16 protein-coding genes are annotated in these 19,245 nt (G+C 72.7%); 8 read left to right on the top strand and 8 right to left on the bottom strand.

All coding sequences use genetic code 11. The features are described 5' to 3' along the window. The first annotated feature begins 140 nt into the window (after nucleotides 1–140). The 4 genes from AADR41_RS28080 to AADR41_RS28065 all read left to right on the top strand — a co-directional run bounded on the left by AADR41_RS28080 (nucleotide 141) and on the right by AADR41_RS28065 (nucleotide 5,595). Nucleotides 141–1,355 carry an ROK family protein gene (locus AADR41_RS28080; RefSeq protein WP_342284200.1) on the top strand — a complete coding sequence of 405 codons (1,215 nt, stop codon included), beginning with the start codon at nucleotides 141–143 and terminating at the stop codon, nucleotides 1,353–1,355. A 595-nt stretch (nucleotides 1,356–1,950) separates the two neighbouring features. Next, nucleotides 1,951–2,241 carry an SHOCT domain-containing protein gene (locus AADR41_RS28075; RefSeq protein ID WP_342284199.1) on the top strand — a complete coding sequence of 97 codons (291 nt, stop codon included), beginning with the start codon at nucleotides 1,951–1,953 and terminating at the stop codon, nucleotides 2,239–2,241. Then, the gene (locus AADR41_RS28070; RefSeq protein WP_342284198.1) at nucleotides 2,238–3,026 is read left to right on the top strand and encodes an ABC transporter ATP-binding protein; all 789 of its coding nucleotides are present in this window, start codon (nucleotides 2,238–2,240) and stop codon (nucleotides 3,024–3,026) included. Before AADR41_RS28075 ends, AADR41_RS28070 begins: the two co-directional genes overlap by 4 nt. Before the next feature lie 4 nt (nucleotides 3,027–3,030). Beyond that, entirely contained in the window at nucleotides 3,031–5,595 is a 2,565-nt protein-coding gene (locus AADR41_RS28065; protein WP_342284197.1) for an ABC transporter permease, read from the top strand. A gap of 81 nt (nucleotides 5,596–5,676) precedes the next feature. Here AADR41_RS28065 and AADR41_RS28060 read toward each other — a convergent pair whose 3' ends face one another. Together AADR41_RS28060 and AADR41_RS28055 are read right to left on the bottom strand one after the other, a co-directional pair. Continuing rightward, nucleotides 5,677–6,198, bottom strand: coding sequence for an ATP-binding protein (locus AADR41_RS28060; RefSeq protein WP_342284196.1), 522 nt, complete (start codon nucleotides 6,196–6,198; stop codon nucleotides 5,677–5,679). A 187-nt stretch (nucleotides 6,199–6,385) separates the two neighbouring features. Further along, nucleotides 6,386–6,703 carry a hypothetical protein gene (locus AADR41_RS28055; protein ID WP_342284195.1) on the bottom strand — a complete coding sequence of 106 codons (318 nt, stop codon included), beginning with the start codon at nucleotides 6,701–6,703 and terminating at the stop codon, nucleotides 6,386–6,388. A 205-nt stretch (nucleotides 6,704–6,908) separates the two neighbouring features. Between AADR41_RS28055 and AADR41_RS28050 the strand changes: the two genes are divergently transcribed. Further along, a complete protein-coding gene (locus AADR41_RS28050) occupies nucleotides 6,909–8,039 on the top strand; it encodes a PLP-dependent cysteine synthase family protein (RefSeq protein ID WP_342284194.1) in 1,131 nt (376 codons plus the stop codon). Between the two features lie 30 nt (nucleotides 8,040–8,069). On the opposite strand, the gene AADR41_RS28045 is transcribed toward AADR41_RS28050, so the two are convergent. Then, nucleotides 8,070–8,549 carry an SRPBCC family protein gene (locus AADR41_RS28045; protein WP_342284193.1) on the bottom strand — a complete coding sequence of 160 codons (480 nt, stop codon included), beginning with the start codon at nucleotides 8,547–8,549 and terminating at the stop codon, nucleotides 8,070–8,072. A gap of 298 nt (nucleotides 8,550–8,847) precedes the next feature. Here AADR41_RS28045 and AADR41_RS28040 point away from each other — a divergent pair, with 298 nt between their 5' ends. Beyond that, nucleotides 8,848–9,252 (top strand): hypothetical protein, encoded by a 405-nt coding sequence (locus tag AADR41_RS28040; protein ID WP_342284192.1) that lies wholly within the window; start codon nucleotides 8,848–8,850, stop codon nucleotides 9,250–9,252. Between the two features lie 421 nt (nucleotides 9,253–9,673). On the opposite strand, the gene AADR41_RS28035 is transcribed toward AADR41_RS28040, so the two are convergent. Further along, entirely contained in the window at nucleotides 9,674–10,309 is a 636-nt protein-coding gene (locus tag AADR41_RS28035) for a TetR/AcrR family transcriptional regulator (protein ID WP_342284191.1), read from the bottom strand. Nucleotides 10,310–10,440: 131 nt separating this feature from the next. Here AADR41_RS28035 and AADR41_RS28030 point away from each other — a divergent pair, with 131 nt between their 5' ends. Further along, nucleotides 10,441–11,871 (top strand): amidase, encoded by a 1,431-nt coding sequence (locus AADR41_RS28030; RefSeq protein WP_342284190.1) that lies wholly within the window; start codon nucleotides 10,441–10,443, stop codon nucleotides 11,869–11,871. Nucleotides 11,872–12,044: 173 nt separating this feature from the next. Here AADR41_RS28030 and AADR41_RS28025 read toward each other — a convergent pair whose 3' ends face one another. Then, entirely contained in the window at nucleotides 12,045–12,497 is a 453-nt protein-coding gene (locus AADR41_RS28025; RefSeq protein WP_342284189.1) for an SRPBCC family protein, read from the bottom strand. A gap of 68 nt (nucleotides 12,498–12,565) precedes the next feature. After that, nucleotides 12,566–13,402 carry a DeoR/GlpR family DNA-binding transcription regulator gene (locus AADR41_RS28020; RefSeq protein WP_342284188.1) on the bottom strand — a complete coding sequence of 279 codons (837 nt, stop codon included), beginning with the start codon at nucleotides 13,400–13,402 and terminating at the stop codon, nucleotides 12,566–12,568. Nucleotides 13,403–13,595: 193 nt separating this feature from the next. On the opposite strand from AADR41_RS28020, the gene AADR41_RS28015 reads away from it, so the two are divergent. After that, nucleotides 13,596–15,989 carry a hypothetical protein gene (locus tag AADR41_RS28015; RefSeq protein WP_342284187.1) on the top strand — a complete coding sequence of 798 codons (2,394 nt, stop codon included), beginning with the start codon at nucleotides 13,596–13,598 and terminating at the stop codon, nucleotides 15,987–15,989. Here the strand turns inward: AADR41_RS28015 and AADR41_RS28010 are convergent. Next, nucleotides 15,959–18,397, bottom strand: a complete 2,439-nt coding sequence (locus tag AADR41_RS28010; protein ID WP_342284186.1) for a right-handed parallel beta-helix repeat-containing protein — start codon at nucleotides 18,395–18,397, stop codon at nucleotides 15,959–15,961. The genes AADR41_RS28015 and AADR41_RS28010 overlap by 31 nt on opposite strands. A gap of 152 nt (nucleotides 18,398–18,549) precedes the next feature. Further along, entirely contained in the window at nucleotides 18,550–19,158 is a 609-nt protein-coding gene (locus tag AADR41_RS28005; protein ID WP_342284185.1) for an Rv1733c family protein, read from the bottom strand. Between the last annotated feature and the right edge of the window lie 87 nt (nucleotides 19,159–19,245).

Below are 19,245 nucleotides of genomic sequence, written 5' to 3'. Positions count from 1 at the left end.
GTGCGGGGCGGGCGTCGAGGGGGTGCGAGGCGGGCGCACGAGCGAGTGCGGGCCGGGCGGGCTCCCCGGACGTGCTCCCGGCGCACAACCGCACCACCGGGGCGTCGGTCGTGCTCCCGGACCGTGGGAGACTCGCCCCCATGAACGGCAAGGTGTCCACCACCCGGACAAAGTTGGAGAGAGGCCGCAGCGCGCTCGGACCCGCGCTGGAACTGGTCCACACCGGACGCGCGCCCACCCGCGCCGTCCTCACCTCCGAGCTCGGAGTCACCCGGGCGACGGCCGGTGCGGTCGCCGCGGAACTGGAGGCGCTCGGCCTGATCCGGGTCGACTCCCGGCCCGGCTCCGCCGCCGGCTCGCAGGGCCGCCCCTCGCACCGGCTGTCCGTCCGGGAGTCGGGCCCCGTCGCCGTCGCCGCCCAGGTGCACGCCGACGGATTCCGGGCCGCGCTCGTCGGGCTCGGCGGGCGGCTGGTGGCCACCGCTCCCGGCTGTGTCACCGTCACGGCGGACCCGGCGCAGGTCATCGGTGAAGTGGTCGACGACTGCGCGCGGTTGCTGCGGGACAGTGGACTGCGCTGCGTCGGAGCGGGCCTCGCGGTGCCCTCGGCGGTCGCCGAACCGGAGGGCAACGCGCTCAACCCGCTGCACATCGCCTGGCCGGCCGGTGCGCCGGTGAGCGAGATCTTCGCCGACTGCGTGCGCGGGGCGGGCATCCCCGGACCCGCTTTCACCGGCAACGACGTCAACCTCGCCGCGCTCGCCGAACACCGGCACGGCGCCGGGCGGGGCGCCCAGCATCTGCTCTGCGTGGCCACCGGACACCGGGGAGTGGGCGGCGCCCTGGTCCTCGACGGCCGCCTGCACACCGGGAGTTCGGGGCTGGCGCTGGAGGTGGGGCATCTCACCGTGAACCCCGAGGGGCGCCCCTGCCACTGCGGCGGCCGCGGCTGCCTGGACGTCGAGACCGACCCGCTGGCCTTCCTCGTCGCGGCCCGGCGCGAACCCGGCCCGGAGGAATCGCTGCTCAAGCAGGCCGGGGACCTGCTGCGCACGGAGTACGGGGACGCGGCGGTAAGGGGCGCGGCCGAGGAACTGATCGACCGGCTCGGCCTCGGGCTCGCCGGCCTGGTCAACATCCTCAACCCGGACCGCATCATCCTCGGCGGACTGCACCGTGCCCTGCTCGACGCGGACCCGGAGCGACTGCGTGCGGTGGTCGCCGACCGCAGCCTGTGGGGGAGGAGCGGCAGCGTCCCGATCCTGCCGTGCACCCTCGACCACAACAGCCTGGTCGGCGCGGCGGAACTGGCCTGGCAGCCGGTGCTGGACGACCCGCTGGCCGCCCTGGCCTGACGGAGCCGGGCGGTACGGGTCTCGGCCGCCGTATCGCCTCCGCAGGTGTCCGAAGCCGTACAGGACTCCGCCCGGCCCGGTCGGCGCGTGTCCGCCGGGCGGATGACTTGCGCAGGCCATACGGGTTTCGGCCTCCGGCCGGGTCCGAAGGTGCGCGGCGGAGCGACCGCCCGTGCCGGGTCGCCCAACAGGACCGCTCCCAACACCCTTTTGCCCAGGGTCTGTTCGAGGCGAAGGCGCAGCCGTCACGGCAGGAGCGGCATGCCCGGGGCGCCGGGCACGACCGTGTCACCGCCCAGCAGCGGCTGTCCGCCGAACCGGGCCCCGGCGAGCGCGGCCGACTGCGCGGGCAGCCGCCGGCCCCGGCCGGACTGCCCGCAGCGTTCGTCCGCCCGCGCCCGCAGCAGGAACGGACTCGGCGGTCCCGGTGCCGGTCCCGGTCGTCGACGGGAGCAGCCGCGGCGGCGCCACGTACTCCCGAGGGGGTACGCGCACGGCCGCTGGCCGTACGACGACTCGGGAGCCGCTCTCGGCGAGGCTCACAAGCGTCAGGAAAACCTGAACTCCAACCCCTGAACCGAGGGAGCCGACCGAGATGAACACCCTGGCGTACAGCGGTGGACCCGGGCCCTGGATCCTCCTCTTCCCGCTCTTCTGGGCGGCCGTCGTCATCGGCGGCGTCACCCTGCTGCGCCGTACCGTCCGGCGCGGCCGACGAGGACCCTGGCAGGCCCGTACCACCGGGGAAACATCCGCCGAGCCGTCACCGATCACCCTGCTCGGCCGGCGCTTCGCGGCCGGCGAGATCGACGAGGACGAGTACTGGCGCCGGCTCTCCGTCCTGGACGAACAGTTCGGCCGCGGCAGCAAGGGAGGCGTGGCATGACCAGCACCGTCCCCGTCTCCGAACCCGTCCCCGCCGCCACTCCCGCCCCCGCCGCCCGGGTCGTCGACGCCGTGAAGCTCTACGGCGCGGGCGACACCCGGGTCAGGGCACTGGACGGGGTGAGCGTCGACTTCCCGACCGGGCGCTTCACCGCGATCATGGGGCCCTCCGGATCCGGCAAGTCCACCCTGATGCACTGCGCCGCCGGGCTCGACACACTCACCTCGGGCTCCGCCTTCATCGGCGACACCGACATCAGCGCACTCGACGACCGCGGGCTCACCCTGCTGCGCCGGAGCCGGATCGGCTTCGTCTTCCAGTCCTTCAACCTGCTGCCGACGCTCACCGTCGCCGAGAACATCACCCTCCCCCTGGACCTCGCGGGGGAGCGGCCCGACCGCGAGTGGCTCGATGTCCTCGTCGACACCGTCGGGCTCCGGGACCGGCTGCACCACCGGCCCGGCGAACTGTCCGGTGGACAGCAGCAACGGGTGGCGGTGGCGCGGGCCTTCGCCGGCAGCCCCGACGTCGTCTTCGCCGACGAACCGACCGGCAACCTCGACTCCCGCTCCGGCCAGGAAGTGCTCCGGCTGCTCGGCCGCACCGTCCGGCAGACCGCCCGTACGGTCGTCATGGTCACCCACGACCCGGTCGCCGCCGCCCACGCCGACGAGGTGGTCTTCCTCGCCGACGGCCGGCTCGTCGACCGGATGCCCGACCCCACGGCGGAGCGCGTGCTCGACCGCTTCAAGTCCTTCGCCCCCCACCCCTCGCGCAGGCGGTGACGGCATGAACGGCACCCGTGCCTCCGTACGCCTGAGCATCTCCTCGCTCCGCGCCCACAAGCGCCGCTTCGCCGGTACGTTCGTCGCCGTCCTGCTCGGCGTCGCGTTCCTGACCGGGACGCTCGTCATGGGCGACACCCTGCGCGCGAGCTTCGACACCATGTTCACCGACGCCAACGCCGGTACCGACGCCGTCGTGCGCGGCACCGATGTGATCACCGTCGCCGGTGAGACCCGGGGCACCCGGCAGCCGGTGAGCACCGCACTGGTGAAGCGGATCGAACGTACTCCCGGCGTCGCCGCGGCGGCGCCCGACATCCAGGGCGCCGGCCAGCTCATCGGCGCCGACGGCAAACCCGTCGGCGGACAGGGCCCGCCCACCCTCGCGGGCAACTGGATCGACGACCCGGAACTCAACCCGTACCGGCTCGCCACCGGGCGCGCCCCCGCCGCCCCCGGCGAGGTCGTCGTCAACCGTGGCACCGCGGACCGGGGCGGGCTCAGGATCGGCGACACGACCGTGCTGCGCACCCCCGAACCCGTACACGTCAGGATCGTCGGGCTGGCCACCTTCGGCGGCCAGGACGGCATGGGGCAGGTCACCTACACGGCGATGACGCAGGCCGACGCCGAGAAGTACCTGACGCCGAAGCCCGGCCAGGCATCGGCCATCCAGGTCCGCGCCGGCCCCGGCACCGGGCAGCGGGAACTCGTCGACGCGCTGCGGCCCGTGCTGCCCAAGGGCGTCGAGGCCGTCACCGGGCAGGCGGCGGCCGCCGAGAACCGGGACATGATCTCCGGCGCCTTCCTCGGCCTGTTCACCACGCTGCTCCTGGTGTTCTCCGGGATCGTGCTGCTCGTCGCCACCTTCTCCATCCACAACACCTTCGCCATCGTCGTCGCCCAGCGCACCCGGGAGAACGCGCTGCTGCGCGCCCTCGGCGCGGCACGCCGCCAGGTCGTCGTCGCCACCCTCGTCGAGGCGACCGCGGTCGCGGTGATCGCCTCCGCCGCGGGCCTGGCCGGCGGCATCGGGATCGCCGCCGGACTGCAAGCCCTCTTCCCCGCCGCGGGATTCCCGTTCCCGGACGGTTCGCTGGTGATCGGCCCCCTCTCTCTGGTGCTGCCGCTCGCCGTGGGTGTCCTGGTCTGCCTCGGCTCCGCCCTGCTGCCCGCCGTCCGGGCCGGACGCACCGCGCCGCTCGCCGCCCTGCGCGAGAGCGCCGTCGACGACTCCGGGGCGTCCCGGACCCGGGCCGTCACCGGGCTGGTCCTGCTGTCGGCCTCCGTCGGCGCCATTCTGGGCGGCACCCTGGCCACCTCTTCGGTCTGGCTGCCGGCCCTCGGAGCGGTGGCGGCACTCGCCGCGTTCGTGATCCTCGGCCCGGTAGCCGCCACGTACGCGGTACGGACCCTCGGCGCACCGCTCGGCCGGCTGCGCGGCGTCACCGGAGGGCTGGCCCGGCGCAATGCCCTGCGCAGCCCCCGGCGGACCGCGTCCACCGCCACCGCGCTGATGATCGGCGTCGCGGTGGTCTCGCTCTTCACCGTCTTCGGTGCCTCGCTGAAGGCGACCATGAACCGGACCGTCGACCGGTCCTTCGCGGGCGATGTAGCCATCAGCGCGCCCGCCCTCGGCGCGGGCGGCAGCGGACTGAGCCCCCGCCTGGCCCCGGCCGTCGGCCGGCTGCCACAGGTCGCCACCGCCGTCGGCCTCGGCAAGGGGGTGGCGGAGGTCGACGGCGCGGGACGCGCCCTGACCGTCACCGACCCGGCCGCGCTCGGCAGGGTCTTCGACCTCGGACGGGTCGACGGCTCGCTGACCGGGCTCGGTACGAACGGGATCGCCGTCTCCGCCGCCGAGGCCGCCGAGCGCGGTCTGCGCCCCGGATCCCCGGTCCGGCTCACCTTCACCGACGGCGCCCGGCAGGAATTCACCGTCCGCGCCGTCTACGACCGGCCGGAACTGGCGGGGGACTACGTCATCACCCGCCGGGCCTGGGCCCCGCACCGCGCACAGGACTCCGACTCGCTGATCGCCGTCTCCTTCGCACCCGGGGTGTCCACCGCCGACGGCAGGGCGGCGGTCGCGAGGACCGCGGCGGCGTACGGCAACCCGGACGTACAGACCCGCGGCGAGTACGCGAAGTCCTCGGCCGGGGCCATCGACATGATGCTCACCCTGGTCTACGCCCTGCTGGCACTCGCGGTGCTCATCGCCCTGCTGGGCATCGCCAACACGCTCACCCTGGCCCTGCACGAACGCACCAGGGAGCTGGGTCTGCTGCGAGCCGTGGGACAGACCAGGAGCCAGCTGCGCTCGATGGTCCGCTGGGAGTCCGTCCTGGTGGCCGCGTTCGGCACGGCGGGCGGACTGCTGCTCGGCGGCTTCCTCGGGTGGGTCCTGGTCGAGGCGTCCGCGGGCGACACCGCGGTCGCCTTCGACCTGCCGCCGCTGCGGCTCCTGGCGGTCGCCCTCGTGGGGATCGCCGCCGGAGCGCTGGCGGGCCTGCGCCCGGCCCGCCGGGCCGCACGGCTCGACGTGCTCCGCGCGATCGCCGCCCAGTAGCGCACGACGGGGAGGGGCGAGCCGCCGCCCAGTAGCGCACCCCTCCCCGTCGTGCCACCCTCCGCCACGGGGCCCGGCGGGTCAGCCCACCACCGCCGACCGTGCGGCGAAGGGCGTACCGCTCTCCAGGTACATGACGGAGTCCAGCTCGAACGGCCCGTCGGTGGTGGCCCCGTACACCGGATGCGGTGGCAGCGCGAAGCATCGCGGAGGCGCCGGAAGGGTGAACCAGACGACCTTCCCCGCCCCGCCCCTCGGCCGGACCCCCCAGCTCTCGCTGACCGCGGCGATCAGTGCGAGCCCGCGCCCCGACGTGCTGGACGCACTGGGCTCACGCACGGTCGGCAGCCGTGGGTCGTGGTCGTGGACGGACACCGTCAGCCGTTCGAGCAGCAACTCGACCTCGACGGTGCATGACTTGTCCGGCTGGGCATGCCGGTGGACGTTCGTCAGCAGTTCGGTGACGCCGAGCGCGGCCTGGTCGATCAGAGGATCGAGATGCCAGTAGCGCAACTGCGCCGAGATGATTCTGCGGACCTGACCGATCCGCGACGGCAGGGCCTGGAGCTCCACCGTGCAGTGCCTGCTTGGCTCGCTGATCACGGCTGCGACTCCCCGAAATAGGTCCGGAAGAAGACGAAGGAACGGATCGCGCGGCCGGCCGGCCGCCGATCCGGTCTCCGGCGGCGTGGATCTCAGTGTCACCACCGGTGGACCATGAGTGACGTGTCCAATGTCGCCCAGGGGTCACAGCTCCGCAACTCGCGACGGACCGGTACGGCCGTCGGTGTCAGGTCATCCGTCCGCCCGCGCTGCGCAGCGTTTCGAGGAACCGGCGGGTCGGGCCGCCCCCGTCCGGACCGTGGTTGCGCTGCCCCATCGTCAGCCGGTACCGCGTCCCGTTCAGGCGGGCCACGGCCGCACCGGCTCCGGCGAACCACGGCCTGCCCGCGCTCACCGACACCACCGGGGCGCTGTCGATCTCCCGTCCGTTGCTCGTCAGCAGGGCCAGTCTGCCGTCCTTGACGATCACCTGCCCGGCCCTCGTGAGCGAGCGGGCCCACCGCTCGATCCGTACCCCCGTCGCACTGAACTCCGTTTCCGGCATGGCTGCTTCGCCCCCTTCGTAACACTTCTGATGGGAAGTCTGCACAAACCGGGACCGCCGCGCCAGGCCGCGTCCCGATCCGGTTTCGAAGATGCCGGCCCGTCAGTGCCAAGGCAGGGCTATGGAGCATCAAAGTAAACGTTTGTGCAGGTGGGGGGAATACCGTTGTCGGTGGAGTGACGGCGACACTAGGAGGAACGCGCTGATGGGCAACGAAAAGCACGGCGGCGACGGCCGGGCCGCGGCGACGATCGACATCGACCGCTCCGACGCCGGGTACCGGGCCTGGCTCAAGGAGGCGGTACGCAAGGTCCAGGCCGACGCCAACCGCTCGGCCGACACCCACCTGCTGCGCTTCCCGCTCCCCGAGGCATGGGGCATCGACCTCTACCTCAAGGACGAGTCGACGCACCCCACCGGCAGTCTCAAGCACCGGCTGGCCCGTTCGCTCTTCCTCTACGGGCTCTGCAACGGCTGGATCCGGCCGGGCAAGCCGGTGATCGAGGCGTCCAGCGGATCGACGGCCGTCTCGGAGGCGTACTTCGCCAAGCTGATCGGTGTGCCGTTCATCGCCGTGATGCCGCGCACCACCAGCCCCGAAAAGTGCCGGCTGATCGAGTTCCACGGCGGCCGATGTCATTTCGTCGACGATTCGCGGAAGATGTACGAGGAGTCCGCCACGCTCGCCGCGGAGACCGGCGGCCACTACATGGACCAGTTCACCTACGCCGAGCGGGCCACCGACTGGCGCGGCAACAACAACATCGCCGAGTCGATCTACCAGCAGTTGAAGCTGGAGCGCTATCCGGAGCCGACGTGGATCGTCGCCACGGCGGGCACCGGCGGCACCTCGGCAACCATCGCCCGCTATGTGCACTACATGCAGTTCGACACCCGGATCTGCGTGCCCGACCCGGAGAACTCCTGCTTCTTCGACGGCTGGACCCAGCACAACCCCCTGGCCACCAGCGACTGCGGCTCCCGGATCGAGGGCATCGGCAGGCCCCGGATGGAGCCGAGCTTCGTACCCGGGGCCATCGACCGGATGATGAAGGTGCCGGACGCGGCCAGCGTCGCTGCCGTGCGCGCCCTGGAGCAGGCCATCGGCCGCAAGGCCGGCGGTTCCACCGGCACCGGGCTGTGGAGCGCGTTCAAACTGGTCGCGGAAATGGTCGAGCAGGGCTGCACCGGCAGCATCGTCACCCTGATCTGCGACCCGGGCGACCGCTACCTCGACAAGTACTACTCCGACAGCTGGCTCGCCGCACAGGGCCTGGACATCGCCCCGTACACGGAGACCATCGACTCCTTCCTGGCCGACGGCAACTGGCCCTGACCGCACGGCCGGAGCGGGCTGTGCGACGGCTCAGGCCGCGGATCCGGTCAGCCGCCGGTCGAGCTCGCGCACCGCGTCCCGGAAGGACCGGCCCACCCCCGACCGGGCCAGCCGCAGCATGAACCGGAAAGGCGCGGAACCGTCGGCGGCGAACGTCCACCGGACCCGCGTCCCGGTCCCGGCCGGGGTGAGCCGCCACTCCTCCAACAGGGCCCGCATCCCCGGGGCGTTGGTCCGGTCGGCCCGGTAGGCGTACCGCTCGCCGGGCTCCGCCGCCATGATCGTCTCCTGGATGACGAAGCCGCCCCTGAGCCGGACCTCGCGGCCTGCGCCGTTCTCGGTGGGCCGGGCCGACGTCACCGCCGTGAACCAGCCCGGCCAGCCCGGAACGTCGTCGGCGAGTGCCCGGTAGACGTCCTCGGGGGCCGCGGACACCTCGGCGGCGAAGACCAGTCGCAGCGGAGCGGATTCGACGAAATCCAGTTCCACGGAACGGAGTCGGCGTGGCATGGAGCGCACCTCCCGTGCGATCGGCGGCGGACGGGGCCGTGCCACACCATAGCTGACGTGCCATCAGATGTCGTGGCCGCTGGAGCCAGGCAGAGGAGACCGGACAGGCCGCAGTCGGCACAGGCCCCGCAGCCCCGAAGTTGTTCCCCGGGCGTCGGGACGGCCGGTCGCCGCCGGAGTCTTCGGGCTCGACGAAAGGACCGCGATGCGCTACGCGGACTCCGCACGGGCGTTGCTGGAACGGGCCGCCGAACAAATACCCGAGAGCCGAAAGTGACCTTCTGCCATTCTGCTTGCCATGTCCGCACGAAATCGAAGACTGCCCCGGCACCGTGCCTGGCCACTGACCACCACCGACATCAACGAGTGCCTCGGCCCCTGCATGACCCGAGTCACGGACCTGGCATTCCTCACCGGACATGACAGCGGGACCATCGTCCTGGGAGCGGCATGGATCGCTCCGAACCCCCGCAACTACGGCCGCGGCATCCACCCGGACATGGTCGGCTTCCGCTTGGACGTCCACCCCGTCGATGCCACTGAACGTGCGGCCACCCGCGCTGTTCTACGAGCGCAGGCCCTCCCGCAACTCCACGAATGGATCACGCAGGCGATCGCCGCCGACGAGACCTGGCGACTGACTGACCACCAGCACTACTGGCGGCTGACCAACGGCCACCTCACTCACCGCGACGAAGCGTGAGACCGATTCCGGACGACACGCACCCCCGCGCGGGTTCACAACCAACCCAAGGGGCCGAACCCGGGAATCAGGACACCGGACCCTCGGGTTCCGACGAGAAACCTTCGGTTCCCCTGAACTCGCGGGCCTCCGGGGGTGGAGGAGCATCGGAACGAAAACCGGCGCCAAGGATCCGTCGGCCCCGGTGGGTGGCTGACGGGGTGTCGGTCGCGGGAGCGGTCCGGAGCCGTCCCACGGACAATGCCTCAATGCCGGCGGTGGTTTGATCCCGCACGTGTGGTGACGTACTCCAGGCCGCGACGTGAAGCGGCCCCGTTGCCTGCGGTTCCCCGGAGGCGATCGCCGGGCTCACCGGCCTGCTCGCCCCGGAGGCGGCCGACGCCGAACGCGGGCGGCCTGATGCGCCCGTCACCTCTTCGCCTCACTCGGTCCGGTCCTGATGGACGCGAGGAGGCCGGACCGGTTGCTCCCAGAGGCCGGCCAGGTGTGCGTGGAGGACGTCGTGTGCCTCTTGCGGGGTGAGGTGGCCGATGAGGACGTGCGTGGTGAGGCCGTCCGCGAGGGCGAGGAGGGTGCGGGCCTCGCGTTGCGGATCGAGAGGTACGGTGCGCCCGGTGCCCTCGCAGGCTTCCGAGACGAGGCGGGTGAACGCCTCCTGCAGGGCTGCGTAGTTCGCCTTCAGCGTCCTGGCGAGCGCCTTGCTGACAGCCGCCTGCGCGACGAAGGCCAGCCAGACCCGTGCCTCGGCGCGGTGCTCCTCCCTGAGCAGTGAGATCTCGGTTACCGCGTGGCCCAGGGCGGTTCCGGCCGACTGGGCCGGGCTCCTGACGAGGCGGGCCTGTACACGCTCGTTGATCCGCTCGCCGATGTGCCCGAGAGCGAATGCGAGCATCTCTTCCTTGGTGCGGAAGCACCGCTGAACGGCGCCCATGGACACCTGCGCGCGGGCCGCGACGTCGCGAAGTGTCACGCCCTCCAGGCCGCGTTCGTCGGCGAGGTGGCAGACGGCCTCGGCGATGAGGCGGCGTCGGCCCTCGTGATCCACCTGTCTGGGCATGCCCGGTCGCCTCCCTGTTCCACGGCGCTCCGCTTCGCAGTGCACCTTATTCGATGCGCTCGCATCGGTACCAGGGTACGGTGGTGTTTCCGATGCAGGTGCATCGGTACGTAGGGGAGGAAGGAAAGGCCATGCGGGACGCACTGTGGAAGATGTCGGCCGTTGCCCAGGCGGAGGCCGTGCGCGGCGCGCACGTCTCGGCACTCGAACTGGTCGACAGTCACCTCGATCGCATCGCCGAGGTCAACCCACAAGTGAACGCGGTCACGCAGCTCCTGGCGGAGCGCGCACGTGAGGCCGCGGCGCAGACGGACCGTCGGCGGGCCGCCGGTGAAGCGCTGGGACCGCTCGCGGGCGTGCCGTTCACCGTGAAGGAGAGCACCGCCGTCGAAGGCGTGCCGACCACGTTCGGCACGGAGCGCTTCCGCGATCTGGTGGCGCCGGCCGACGCGCCCCCGGTGGCGCGGCTGCGTGCGGCCGGGGCCATCCCCATCGGGCACAGCAACATCCCCACCCTGATCCTGGCGGGGATGCACACGCGCAGCGAACTGTTCGGCGACACGGTCAATCCGTGGGACAGCAGCCGGACCCCGGGCGGCTCCAGCGGGGGCGACGCGGTGGCCGTGGCCACGGGCATGGCGGCGCTCGGGCTCGGCAACGACTCCGGGGGATCGGTGCGCGTCCCGGCCCAGTTCTGCGGGGTGGCCGGGCTGAAGCCGTCCACGGGCCGGTTTCCGGCGGACCACCGCGTTTTCGGCCCGGACGACCCGGGCCCGGCGTCCCAGATACTGGTCACCGACGGCCCGCTGGCCCGGAGCGTGGGCGACCTGCGGCTGGCATACGAGGTGCTGGCCGGAACCGATCCACGAGACCCGAGGGCCGTACCGGTGCCCGCGTACGGCGAAGCGCTCCCCGGACCGGTGAAGGTCGCGGTCGTGGCGGACCCCGGCGGGCACGGCGTCCACCCTGCGATTCGCGGAGCCGTCGAGACCGCGGCCGACGCACTTCGCGACGCCGGATACGACGTGCGCGAGGTGCGGGACGTACCGCGGATGGACGAGGCTCTCGAAGCGTACGGCCGGATCACCATGACCGAATTCGCCCCGGCCTGGCCGGTGGTGCGCGAACTGCTCGGCAAGGGCGGGGACCACTACATCGCGATGGCGATGGAGCAGACCCCGCCGGCAAGCGCGGACGAGTTCATGAAGCTGATGGGCACCTGGATGAACGTTCGCCGCTCGTGGGCCGAATTCCTCGACACGTACCCGCTGTTGCTCGGCCCGTCGTTCACCGAGCCACCGGTCGAGCCGGGGCTGGAGTCGCGCGACAGGGCAGGCCGGGACCGGGTCGCGTCGGGAATGCGCCTGTGCAGCGTGACCAGCTTCGTGGGCGTGCCCGGTGTGGCCGTACCGACCGGCGTCGCCGACGGGCTCCCCTCGGGAGTGCAGATTGTCGGGCGTGCGTTCCGGGAGGACCTGTGCCTGGCCGCGGCCCAGGCGATCGAGGACCGGCTCGGAGTTCTCGCGCCGGTGGACCCGCGCGGGGGAGGCCGGGCCGATTGAGCAGCGCGGTCCGCGCCGCGAGGTGTCCGCCGGACCTCCGGACGGTCAGTGATCAACACGACTGCCGAAGGCTCTGCCTCAGCCGGACCCCAGGTCAAAGCGCTGTCGGCCCTCCAAGGGCTCGGCGCCGGTATGCGTTCCGATGGTCCTCGAACCCCCGTCCCGGCGCCCCGTCACGGACGGCGTCCCGCCGGACTGTCCAGCATGCTGTCGAGCACCCGGCCGAAGACCCGGCGGCCCGCCCCGGCGATCAGCGGATCGCACCAGCGCGGCAGCAGCCGCATGCCCAGCTCCTCCACCCACACCACATGCGAACCGGAATCCGTCGGATACACATCGATCGACGCCCGGCCCCGCACCAGCGAACCGCGCTTCTCCAGCCGGCACAGCCCCGCGCGCCCCGCCGCGGGCGGCGTCCACCGCACCACTTCCATCGGGTCGTCGAACGCCAGCGGCCCCACGCCCGTACGCGCCACGAAAACGGTTCCGACGCCGGTCGGCAGCCCCGCGGGGACGGTGATCGTGGTCAGCGGTACCTGCGCGGCGTGCCGTTCCCAGTCCGTCACCCGGCGCCAGGACTCGGCGGCGGGCAAGGAGGTGAAGCGCTCGATCCGGAAGACGGCCACAGCACGATCCTAAAGGCCCGGGCACCGCAGGTCGCGAGCCGAGCGGAATCCGTGCTATGGGCGAGGGCTCAGGAGTCGCCCTCCGCGACCGCGCCGGTCACCACCAGCCCCGGCAGATGCTCCTCGATCTCCTCACGGGCGGCGGCCGACAGCCCCGCGTCCGTCACGAAGGTGTCCACCTGATCCAGCGAGGCGAACGAACTCAGACCCACCGTCCCCCACTTGGTGTGGTCCGCGACCACCACCACCCGCCGCGCCGACTGGACGAAACGGCGGTTGGTCTCGGCCTCCGCCAGATTCGGCGTCGAAAGCCCGGCCTCCACCGAGATTCCGTGCACCCCGAGGAACAGCACATCGAAATGGAGGGAGGCGATCGCCTGATCGGCGACCGGACCCACCAGCGAGTCCGAAGGGGTCCGCACCCCGCCGGTCAGCACCACCGTGGCGGCCCCGGGCCGCGCTCCGCCCGTGCCCCCCGGACGCTGCGCGGCGTGGAAGACATCGGCGACCCGCACCGAATTGGTCACCACCGTCAGATCCGGAACGTCCAGCAGCTGCTGGGCGAGCGCGTACGTCGTCGTACCGCCGGACAGCGCGATCGCGCTGCCGGGCACCGCCATGGCCGCCGCCGCTCGCGCGATGTCCTCCTTGGCGCTCAGCTCCAGCGCCGACTTGGCCTCGAAACCGGGCTCGTGGGTGCTGGCCTCGACCACCGGCACGGCCCCGCCGTGCACCTTCTCGACGACCCCCTGACGGGACAGGGCGTCCAGGTCCCGGCGCACCGTCATGTCGGAGACGTTCAGCCTGCGGGTCAGCTCATTGACCCGGACCCCGCCGCGCCTGCGTACCTCGTCGAGGATCAGGGCGCGCCGCTGCTCCGCGAGCAGGTTCTGATTGTCGCTCAACGCCGGGTCCGGTCCTTCCCTCTGGCCGTGCAGCAGTCTCTTCGAACGGGGTCATCCTGCCACGCGGTGTCGCCGGGCGCCGCACTGGGGAGATTCCGTGAGAGTGGTGCGGCCATCTGCCCCCTTCCGGGATTCTGATGACCGCGCATCGACCGCGCTTCGCCCCCCACGACCCAGAGAGCGAGCCACTCCCGTGCCACCTGCCACCCAGGCCCCACAGAGTCCCGGGCCCGCGCTGGAACTGCTGGTCCACGGCGTGGGCGGCGCCACCCCCCAGGAAATGCTCGACGACCCGCGCACGGTCCGGATCACCGGCGACGCGACCGCGGCGATCTACCGGCGGGCGGAGGACACGGACGCCGAACAGCACCCGGAGCGCTATCGCGACCGCCCCATTCCCGAGGCCTACTGCTGGTCCAACCTGACCTCCGGCAACGGCTCCCGCGCCCTGTGGCTGCTGCTGCTCCCGTTCATGGTGGTCAACCTCGCCCACTGGATGCGCCCCACCGCCCGCTCCCGCACCCGCACGGTACGGCTGTACGGCGTCCTCGTCCGGCTCGTCGCGCTCAGTCTCACCGTGCTGCTGACGGCGGCGGCCTGCGAGGTCGCGCTCGACCTGGCTGCCTGGCAGTGCGCGGGCGTGCCGAACTGCTCGAACCAGCGGTCCTGGCTCGGCTTCCTGTCGACCGCGCAGGGCGGCTGGTGGTCCCAGCCGGGCCGCAGACTGGCCCTCGCCGCACTGGTGCCCACCGCCCTGGTGGCGCTCCTCTGGTTCCTGTCCAACCGGACCTGGAGCGCCTACGAGTCACAGCGCCCGCTCACCGGAACCGAACCGGAGGAGGACCTCGATCCCGCACCCGCCCCGGCCACCACCGGCACCGGGCCCGTCGTCCGCCCCGCGCTCGGCCGGCCCGGATTCTGGTACGGCCGCCGGCTCGTCGCCCGGCTGCGCGCAGCCCACACCGCCGCCGGCTTCCTGACCGTCGCGGCCTCGGTCGCGGGCGCCGCGGCCCGTCACGACCGCGCCGTCACCGGCCCCGTACCGGGCATCATCGGCCGGCTGATCGAGGCGGCCCTGGTCCTCGGCGGACTCGTCGTGCTCTGGGTGGTCTGCCGCCGCGGCCGCAGCGAACGGCGCCTCGACAACCGGCTCGACCGCGCCCTCATCACCTATCTGCCCGGCGTGGCCCTGGCCCTGCTGGTCCTCGCCGCGGGGTACGCCGCCTGGTCCCGCCCCGACTGGGCCTCGTCCGGTGCCCTCCCCGGCGACCTCGCCTTCAGCGTCATCACCCTCGGCCAGGGGACACTCGTCGTCGTGCTCGCCGTGGTGTCACTGAGCCTGTACCGCCGCACCCCCGAGCCCCGCACCGTCATGTACGGACTCGGCGGGCCCGTCGTCGCGATGCTCGCCTGCGCCCTCGGCGGCGTCATGAGCGGCGGGGTCTCCCAGCGCGTCGCCGACTGGCTCGACGGACCCGGCACCCCCGGCATGGGCCGCAGCTCCGTCATCGAGGGCCCGCCGGTCCTGCTCAGCTGGCAGGCGTCGGTCATCCCCGTGCTCCTGGTGCTGCTGGCCGTCCCGGCCCTGCTGCTGCTCGTACGGACCTGGCTCGCCGCCCGCGCCCTGGAGCCCGGGATCGACCGGGCCTACGAGGACGAACGCCCGGACCCCGCCCGGACCCGGCAGATCGCCCGGATCCAGGCCACGGCCGCCCTCACCGACTCCGCGCCCTGGATCCTCGGCCCGGTCTGCGGCGCCACCCTGCTGCTCGGCGCGGCGGCGGTCTGCGGGGCCTGGGTGAGCGGCCAGGTGCCCGGGCTCGCGATGAAGGGCAGCGGCCCGTTCATCGAGTCCGTCGCCCAGGCCGCCCAGTCCACCGGCTCCTGGATGGTCGGCCTCGGCTTCATACTCTTCGTCACCTGGGGACGGCGCGCCTACCGCGACGCCTCGGCCCGGCGCACCATCGGCATCCTCTGGGACGTCGGCACGTTCTGGCCGCGCGCCGCCCACCCCTTCGCGCCGCCCTGCTACGCCGAACGGGCCGTTCCCGACCTGGCGTCAAGGATGTCCGGCTGGACCGCGCTCACCCGGGGCAGGCTCGTCATCTCCGGGCACTCCCAGGGCAGCGTCCTCGCCGCGTCCGCGGTCTGGCAGCTCCCCGCCGAGACCCGCGGCCGGGTCGCCCTGCTCACCTACGGCTCGCCGATCGAGCGGCTGTACGGACGCTGGTTCCCGGCCTACTTCGGCCCCGGACCGCTGCACGCGATGCACCGCTCCGTGCACTGCTGGCGCAACCTGTGGCGTGCCACCGACCCGATCGGCGGCCGGGTCCGGCTCGACGAGGCCCCCGGCCCCGAGGTCGACCGCGGGCCGCTGAAGGACCCCCTGGTCTACGGCCGGACCCGGGAACATCCGCTGCCCGAAGCCGTCCTGGGACACTCGGACTACCAGGCGGACCCGGTCTTCGCCCAGGAACGGGCCGCGCTCCTGGAACGACTGGACCCGGTCCTGCCCCGCCAGGCCGACGGGCAGGACGCCGCCGACGCCCCGCGGGCTCAAGGCAGTTCGGGCAGATCCTCCGGGTAGAGCAGCGTGAGGTCGTCCGTGCTCGGCTCCGGGAGCTGGGCGACCCGGCCCGCATGCCGCTCCACCATCGACTCGAAGGTCTGGCGCGCGGTACGGCCGTTGCCGAACGCCGGACCCTTGGGAAGCTCGGTGAAGTACTTCGACAACGCCTCCCCGGTGCCGGAGGCCAGGCTGTACTCGTGCTCGTCGGCCTGCTGCTCCACGATGCGCAGCAGCTCGGCGGGCTCGTAGTCGCTGAAGGTGATGGTCCGTGAGAAACGGGACGCCACACCGGGGTTCACGGTGAGGAACCGCTCCATCTCGTGGGTGTAGCCGGCGACGATGACGACCACCGCGTCCCGGTGGTCCTCCATCAGCTTCACCAGCGTGTCGATCGCCTCCCGGCCGAAGTCCCGGCCGGAGTCCTCGGGCGACAGGGCGTACGCCTCGTCGACGAAGAGCACCCCGCCGCGCGCCCGGTCGAAGGCCTCCTGGGTGCGGATGGCGGTCGAGCCGATGTGCTCGCCGACCAGATCGACCCGGGACACCTCGACCAGATGGCCCCGCTCCAGCACTCCGAGCGAGGCGAGGATCTCGCCGTACAGCCGGGCCACGGTGGTCTTGCCGGTGCCTGGGGAGCCGGTGAAGACGAGGTGGCGGCGGACCGACGCGGCCTTCAGACCGGCCTCCTGACGCCGGCGGCCCACCTCGATCATGTCCGTGAGGGCCCGCACCTCCCGCTTGACGCTGTCCAGCCCCACCAGCGCGTCCAACTCCCCGAGCACCGCCTCCGAGCCGCGCGCCGGCGCGGTGGCAGACACCTCCACCGGGGCGGGCTCGACGGCGCGCTGCCCCGGAACCCCGCCGAGCAGTCCGGGGGCCGACTGGGTCGCCGTCAGCACGGCGGGCGCCGGGGGAGCGGGGGAGCGCAGCGCGCTCTCGTCGCTGGTGCAGTCCTCCACGACGGGGCCGGTTCCCCGGCCGTCCCCGTGCGCGACGGGGGGCTCGGCGAACTCGTAACCGCCGCGGGCGCACCGCTCGGTCCGGCAGCGGGTCAGCGTCGTACGGCAACCGTCCATCACATGGAAGCCGTAACCGTCGCTGCCGGTTACCCGGCAACCGTGGAAGGTGCCGCGGCCCTCGGCGGAAACGTAGAAACCGGCCTCGGCGGGCGAGGTGACCGTGCAGCGCTCGATCGTCGGGTCGGCACCCTTGGTGACGATCACTCCGGTCTGCGCCGTGTCGATGGTGCAGTTGTTCAGCGTGCCGCCGCTGCCGTGGTCACGGAACCAGGCGCCGGTGGAGGCCTCACGGATGCGGCAGTCGTCCAGCTGCGCGGTCGCCCCGTCGCTCACCGAGACCGCGGTGTTGCGGACCTGGGACAGATCGCTGTCGACGACATCGGCGCGCGAGCCCCGGTCCAGCACGAAAATGGCGTCCGGTACGTCATGGACCCGGCAGGAGTCCAGTATCACGGTCGCCCCGTCGCTCACCCAGACCGCCGGGTAGTCGCCCGTGCTGTCGTGGATCTCGCACTGGTTGGCGTCGACCCGGGTGCCGGGATCCCAGACCGAGAGGCCGTTGCGGCCGAAGCGGCGCACCGTGGAGCGGGTCAGGGTGAGCACCGAACGGGAACGCAGGTCCACCGCGTTCTCCGGGATGTCGTGGATGTCGCAGTCGGCGAGGGTCAGGACCGCGTCGGTGTCGAGCGTGACGCCGTCCGCCGAAGTGCGGTGCACCGTGCAGTCGGTGAGGTGGGCGGCGGCGCGCGCGGTCACCTGTATCCCGCTGCCCTTGATCTCGTACACCTCGCAGCCGACGCCCTCCAGGGCGCTGCCCTCGCCGGTGACGCTCAGCCCGGCGCCCGACGCGTGGTGCACCCGGCAGCGGTCCAGCCGCGGGTGCGCGCCGTCGCGCACCGAGACCCCGGACTGCCCGGCGGAGACGACCTCGCACTCCTCGAACACTCCGCCCGCGCCGTCGAGTACGGCGATGCCGACCCCGGCGGGATTGTCGACCGTGCAGCGGCGCACGGTCGGCCGTGCCGTGCCGCGCACCTCGATCCCGGCGGCTGAACGGGTGACGATCCGCAGGTCCGCGATCTCCGGGGCGCCGTCCTCGACCAGCAGCGCGGGGGCCGTCGAGTCCTGGCCCTCCACATGCAGGTCCGAGACGACGGCGGAGGCGCGGACGGTCAGCGGCACCCCGTCGGCCGGCGCGATCCGTACGGAGCCCACCGAGCCCTCGGGCCCGCGCAGGGTCACCGCCCGGTGCAGGACCAGATTCTCCCGGTAGGTGCCCGGGGCGATGGTGAGGACATCACCGTCGGCCGCGGCCTCCAGGGCTGCGGTGAGGGAGGCGTATTCGCCTGTGCGGCGCCGCCACCGCGATGTGCCGGTGTGCGTCACCTGGACCGTGCCCTGTGCCATGGCGCTGTTGTGCCCCCACCTCGTGCGTGCGTGATGCCCGGGTCACCGGCCTTGCGGCAGCGGCGAATCCCGGGACCGCCCACCGGGAAGGCGGGCGGGCCGGTCCACCGTAGCGCGCGCGGCGGGCGGGAGTTGACCCGATCAGCAGCTGATCAGCTGCCGGCGCCGGTCCTGCCCCAGTCCGGACCGGTCCTGGCCCAGTCCTGGTCGATCCGGGCGTACCTCGACCGCATCATGTGCCGGACGATCAGCTGCCGTACGCCCTCGACCAGTCCGACGCCGAGTGTCGTCGTGCCGAGACCCGCCAGCACGGCGTGCGTACGGGCCGTCGGAGCGTCCATCGGACGCGGGGCGGGGCGGCCGTCGAGGTCCGTCCAGATCTCCAGCTCGGTGCCGGGGGCGGCCTTCCGGGAGGAGGTCGTCACCGTGCCCCGGCGGGCGGTGCCGTCCGGGGCCTTCCAGCGGGCCACCACCGGGATCTGCGAGGTGCGCTCCGAGGAGCCCTCGGGATCGGTGACGAAACGCGGCGGCCGCGGCGCCCGGCGCAGCACGACCGCGGTGGCGGTACGCCGCACGGCCTGCTGGGCCCGCACCGATTTCTGCAGGGCCTCGTCCGCGTACGATCCGCACACCCAGCCCAGGGCCGGCGCCGCCAGCACCATCAGGAGCAGCGCGACGAGAGCCACCCACGCCTCGCGCCGGTCGGTGGCGCGGCGCAGGGGATTGCGCCGCCAACGCCATACACCCGTAACCGCTCGCACAGTCCTGCACCCCCTTCCGTATCCGTCTTAGCCTGATACGGCACGCTTCGCGTGCTGAAGGAGCGAAGAGAGAGCAACCTCACCCCG

It is taken from the genome of Streptomyces sp. CLV115, from assembly GCF_038448545.1.
GTDB classification, from domain to species: Bacteria; Actinomycetota; Actinomycetes; order Streptomycetales; family Streptomycetaceae; genus Streptomyces; species Streptomyces sanglieri.
Note: the sequence above shows the minus strand (reverse complement) of the source record. Positions and strands in the feature narration are given on the sequence as shown.

Excerpts from the sequence above, each read along its gene's own strand:
- AADR41_RS28080 (WP_342284200.1), top strand. The coding sequence starts at position 141 with ATGAACGGCAAGGTGTCCACCACCCGGACAAAGTTGGAGAGAGGCCGC.
- AADR41_RS28075 (WP_342284199.1), top strand. The coding sequence starts at position 1,951 with ATGAACACCCTGGCGTACAGCGGTGGACCCGGGCCCTGGATCCTCCTC.
- AADR41_RS28070 (WP_342284198.1), top strand. The coding sequence starts at position 2,238 with ATGACCAGCACCGTCCCCGTCTCCGAACCCGTCCCCGCCGCCACTCCC.
- AADR41_RS28065 (WP_342284197.1), top strand. The coding sequence starts at position 3,031 with ATGAACGGCACCCGTGCCTCCGTACGCCTGAGCATCTCCTCGCTCCGC.
- AADR41_RS28055 (WP_342284195.1), bottom strand. The coding sequence starts at position 6,703 with ATGCCGGAAACGGAGTTCAGTGCGACGGGGGTACGGATCGAGCGGTGG.
- AADR41_RS28050 (WP_342284194.1), top strand. The coding sequence starts at position 6,909 with ATGGGCAACGAAAAGCACGGCGGCGACGGCCGGGCCGCGGCGACGATC.
- AADR41_RS28045 (WP_342284193.1), bottom strand. The coding sequence starts at position 8,549 with ATGCCACGCCGACTCCGTTCCGTGGAACTGGATTTCGTCGAATCCGCT.
- AADR41_RS28040 (WP_342284192.1), top strand. The coding sequence starts at position 8,848 with ATGTCCGCACGAAATCGAAGACTGCCCCGGCACCGTGCCTGGCCACTG.
- AADR41_RS28035 (WP_342284191.1), bottom strand. The coding sequence starts at position 10,309 with ATGCCCAGACAGGTGGATCACGAGGGCCGACGCCGCCTCATCGCCGAG.
- AADR41_RS28030 (WP_342284190.1), top strand. The coding sequence starts at position 10,441 with ATGCGGGACGCACTGTGGAAGATGTCGGCCGTTGCCCAGGCGGAGGCC.
- AADR41_RS28010 (WP_342284186.1), bottom strand. The coding sequence starts at position 18,397 with ATGGCACAGGGCACGGTCCAGGTGACGCACACCGGCACATCGCGGTGG.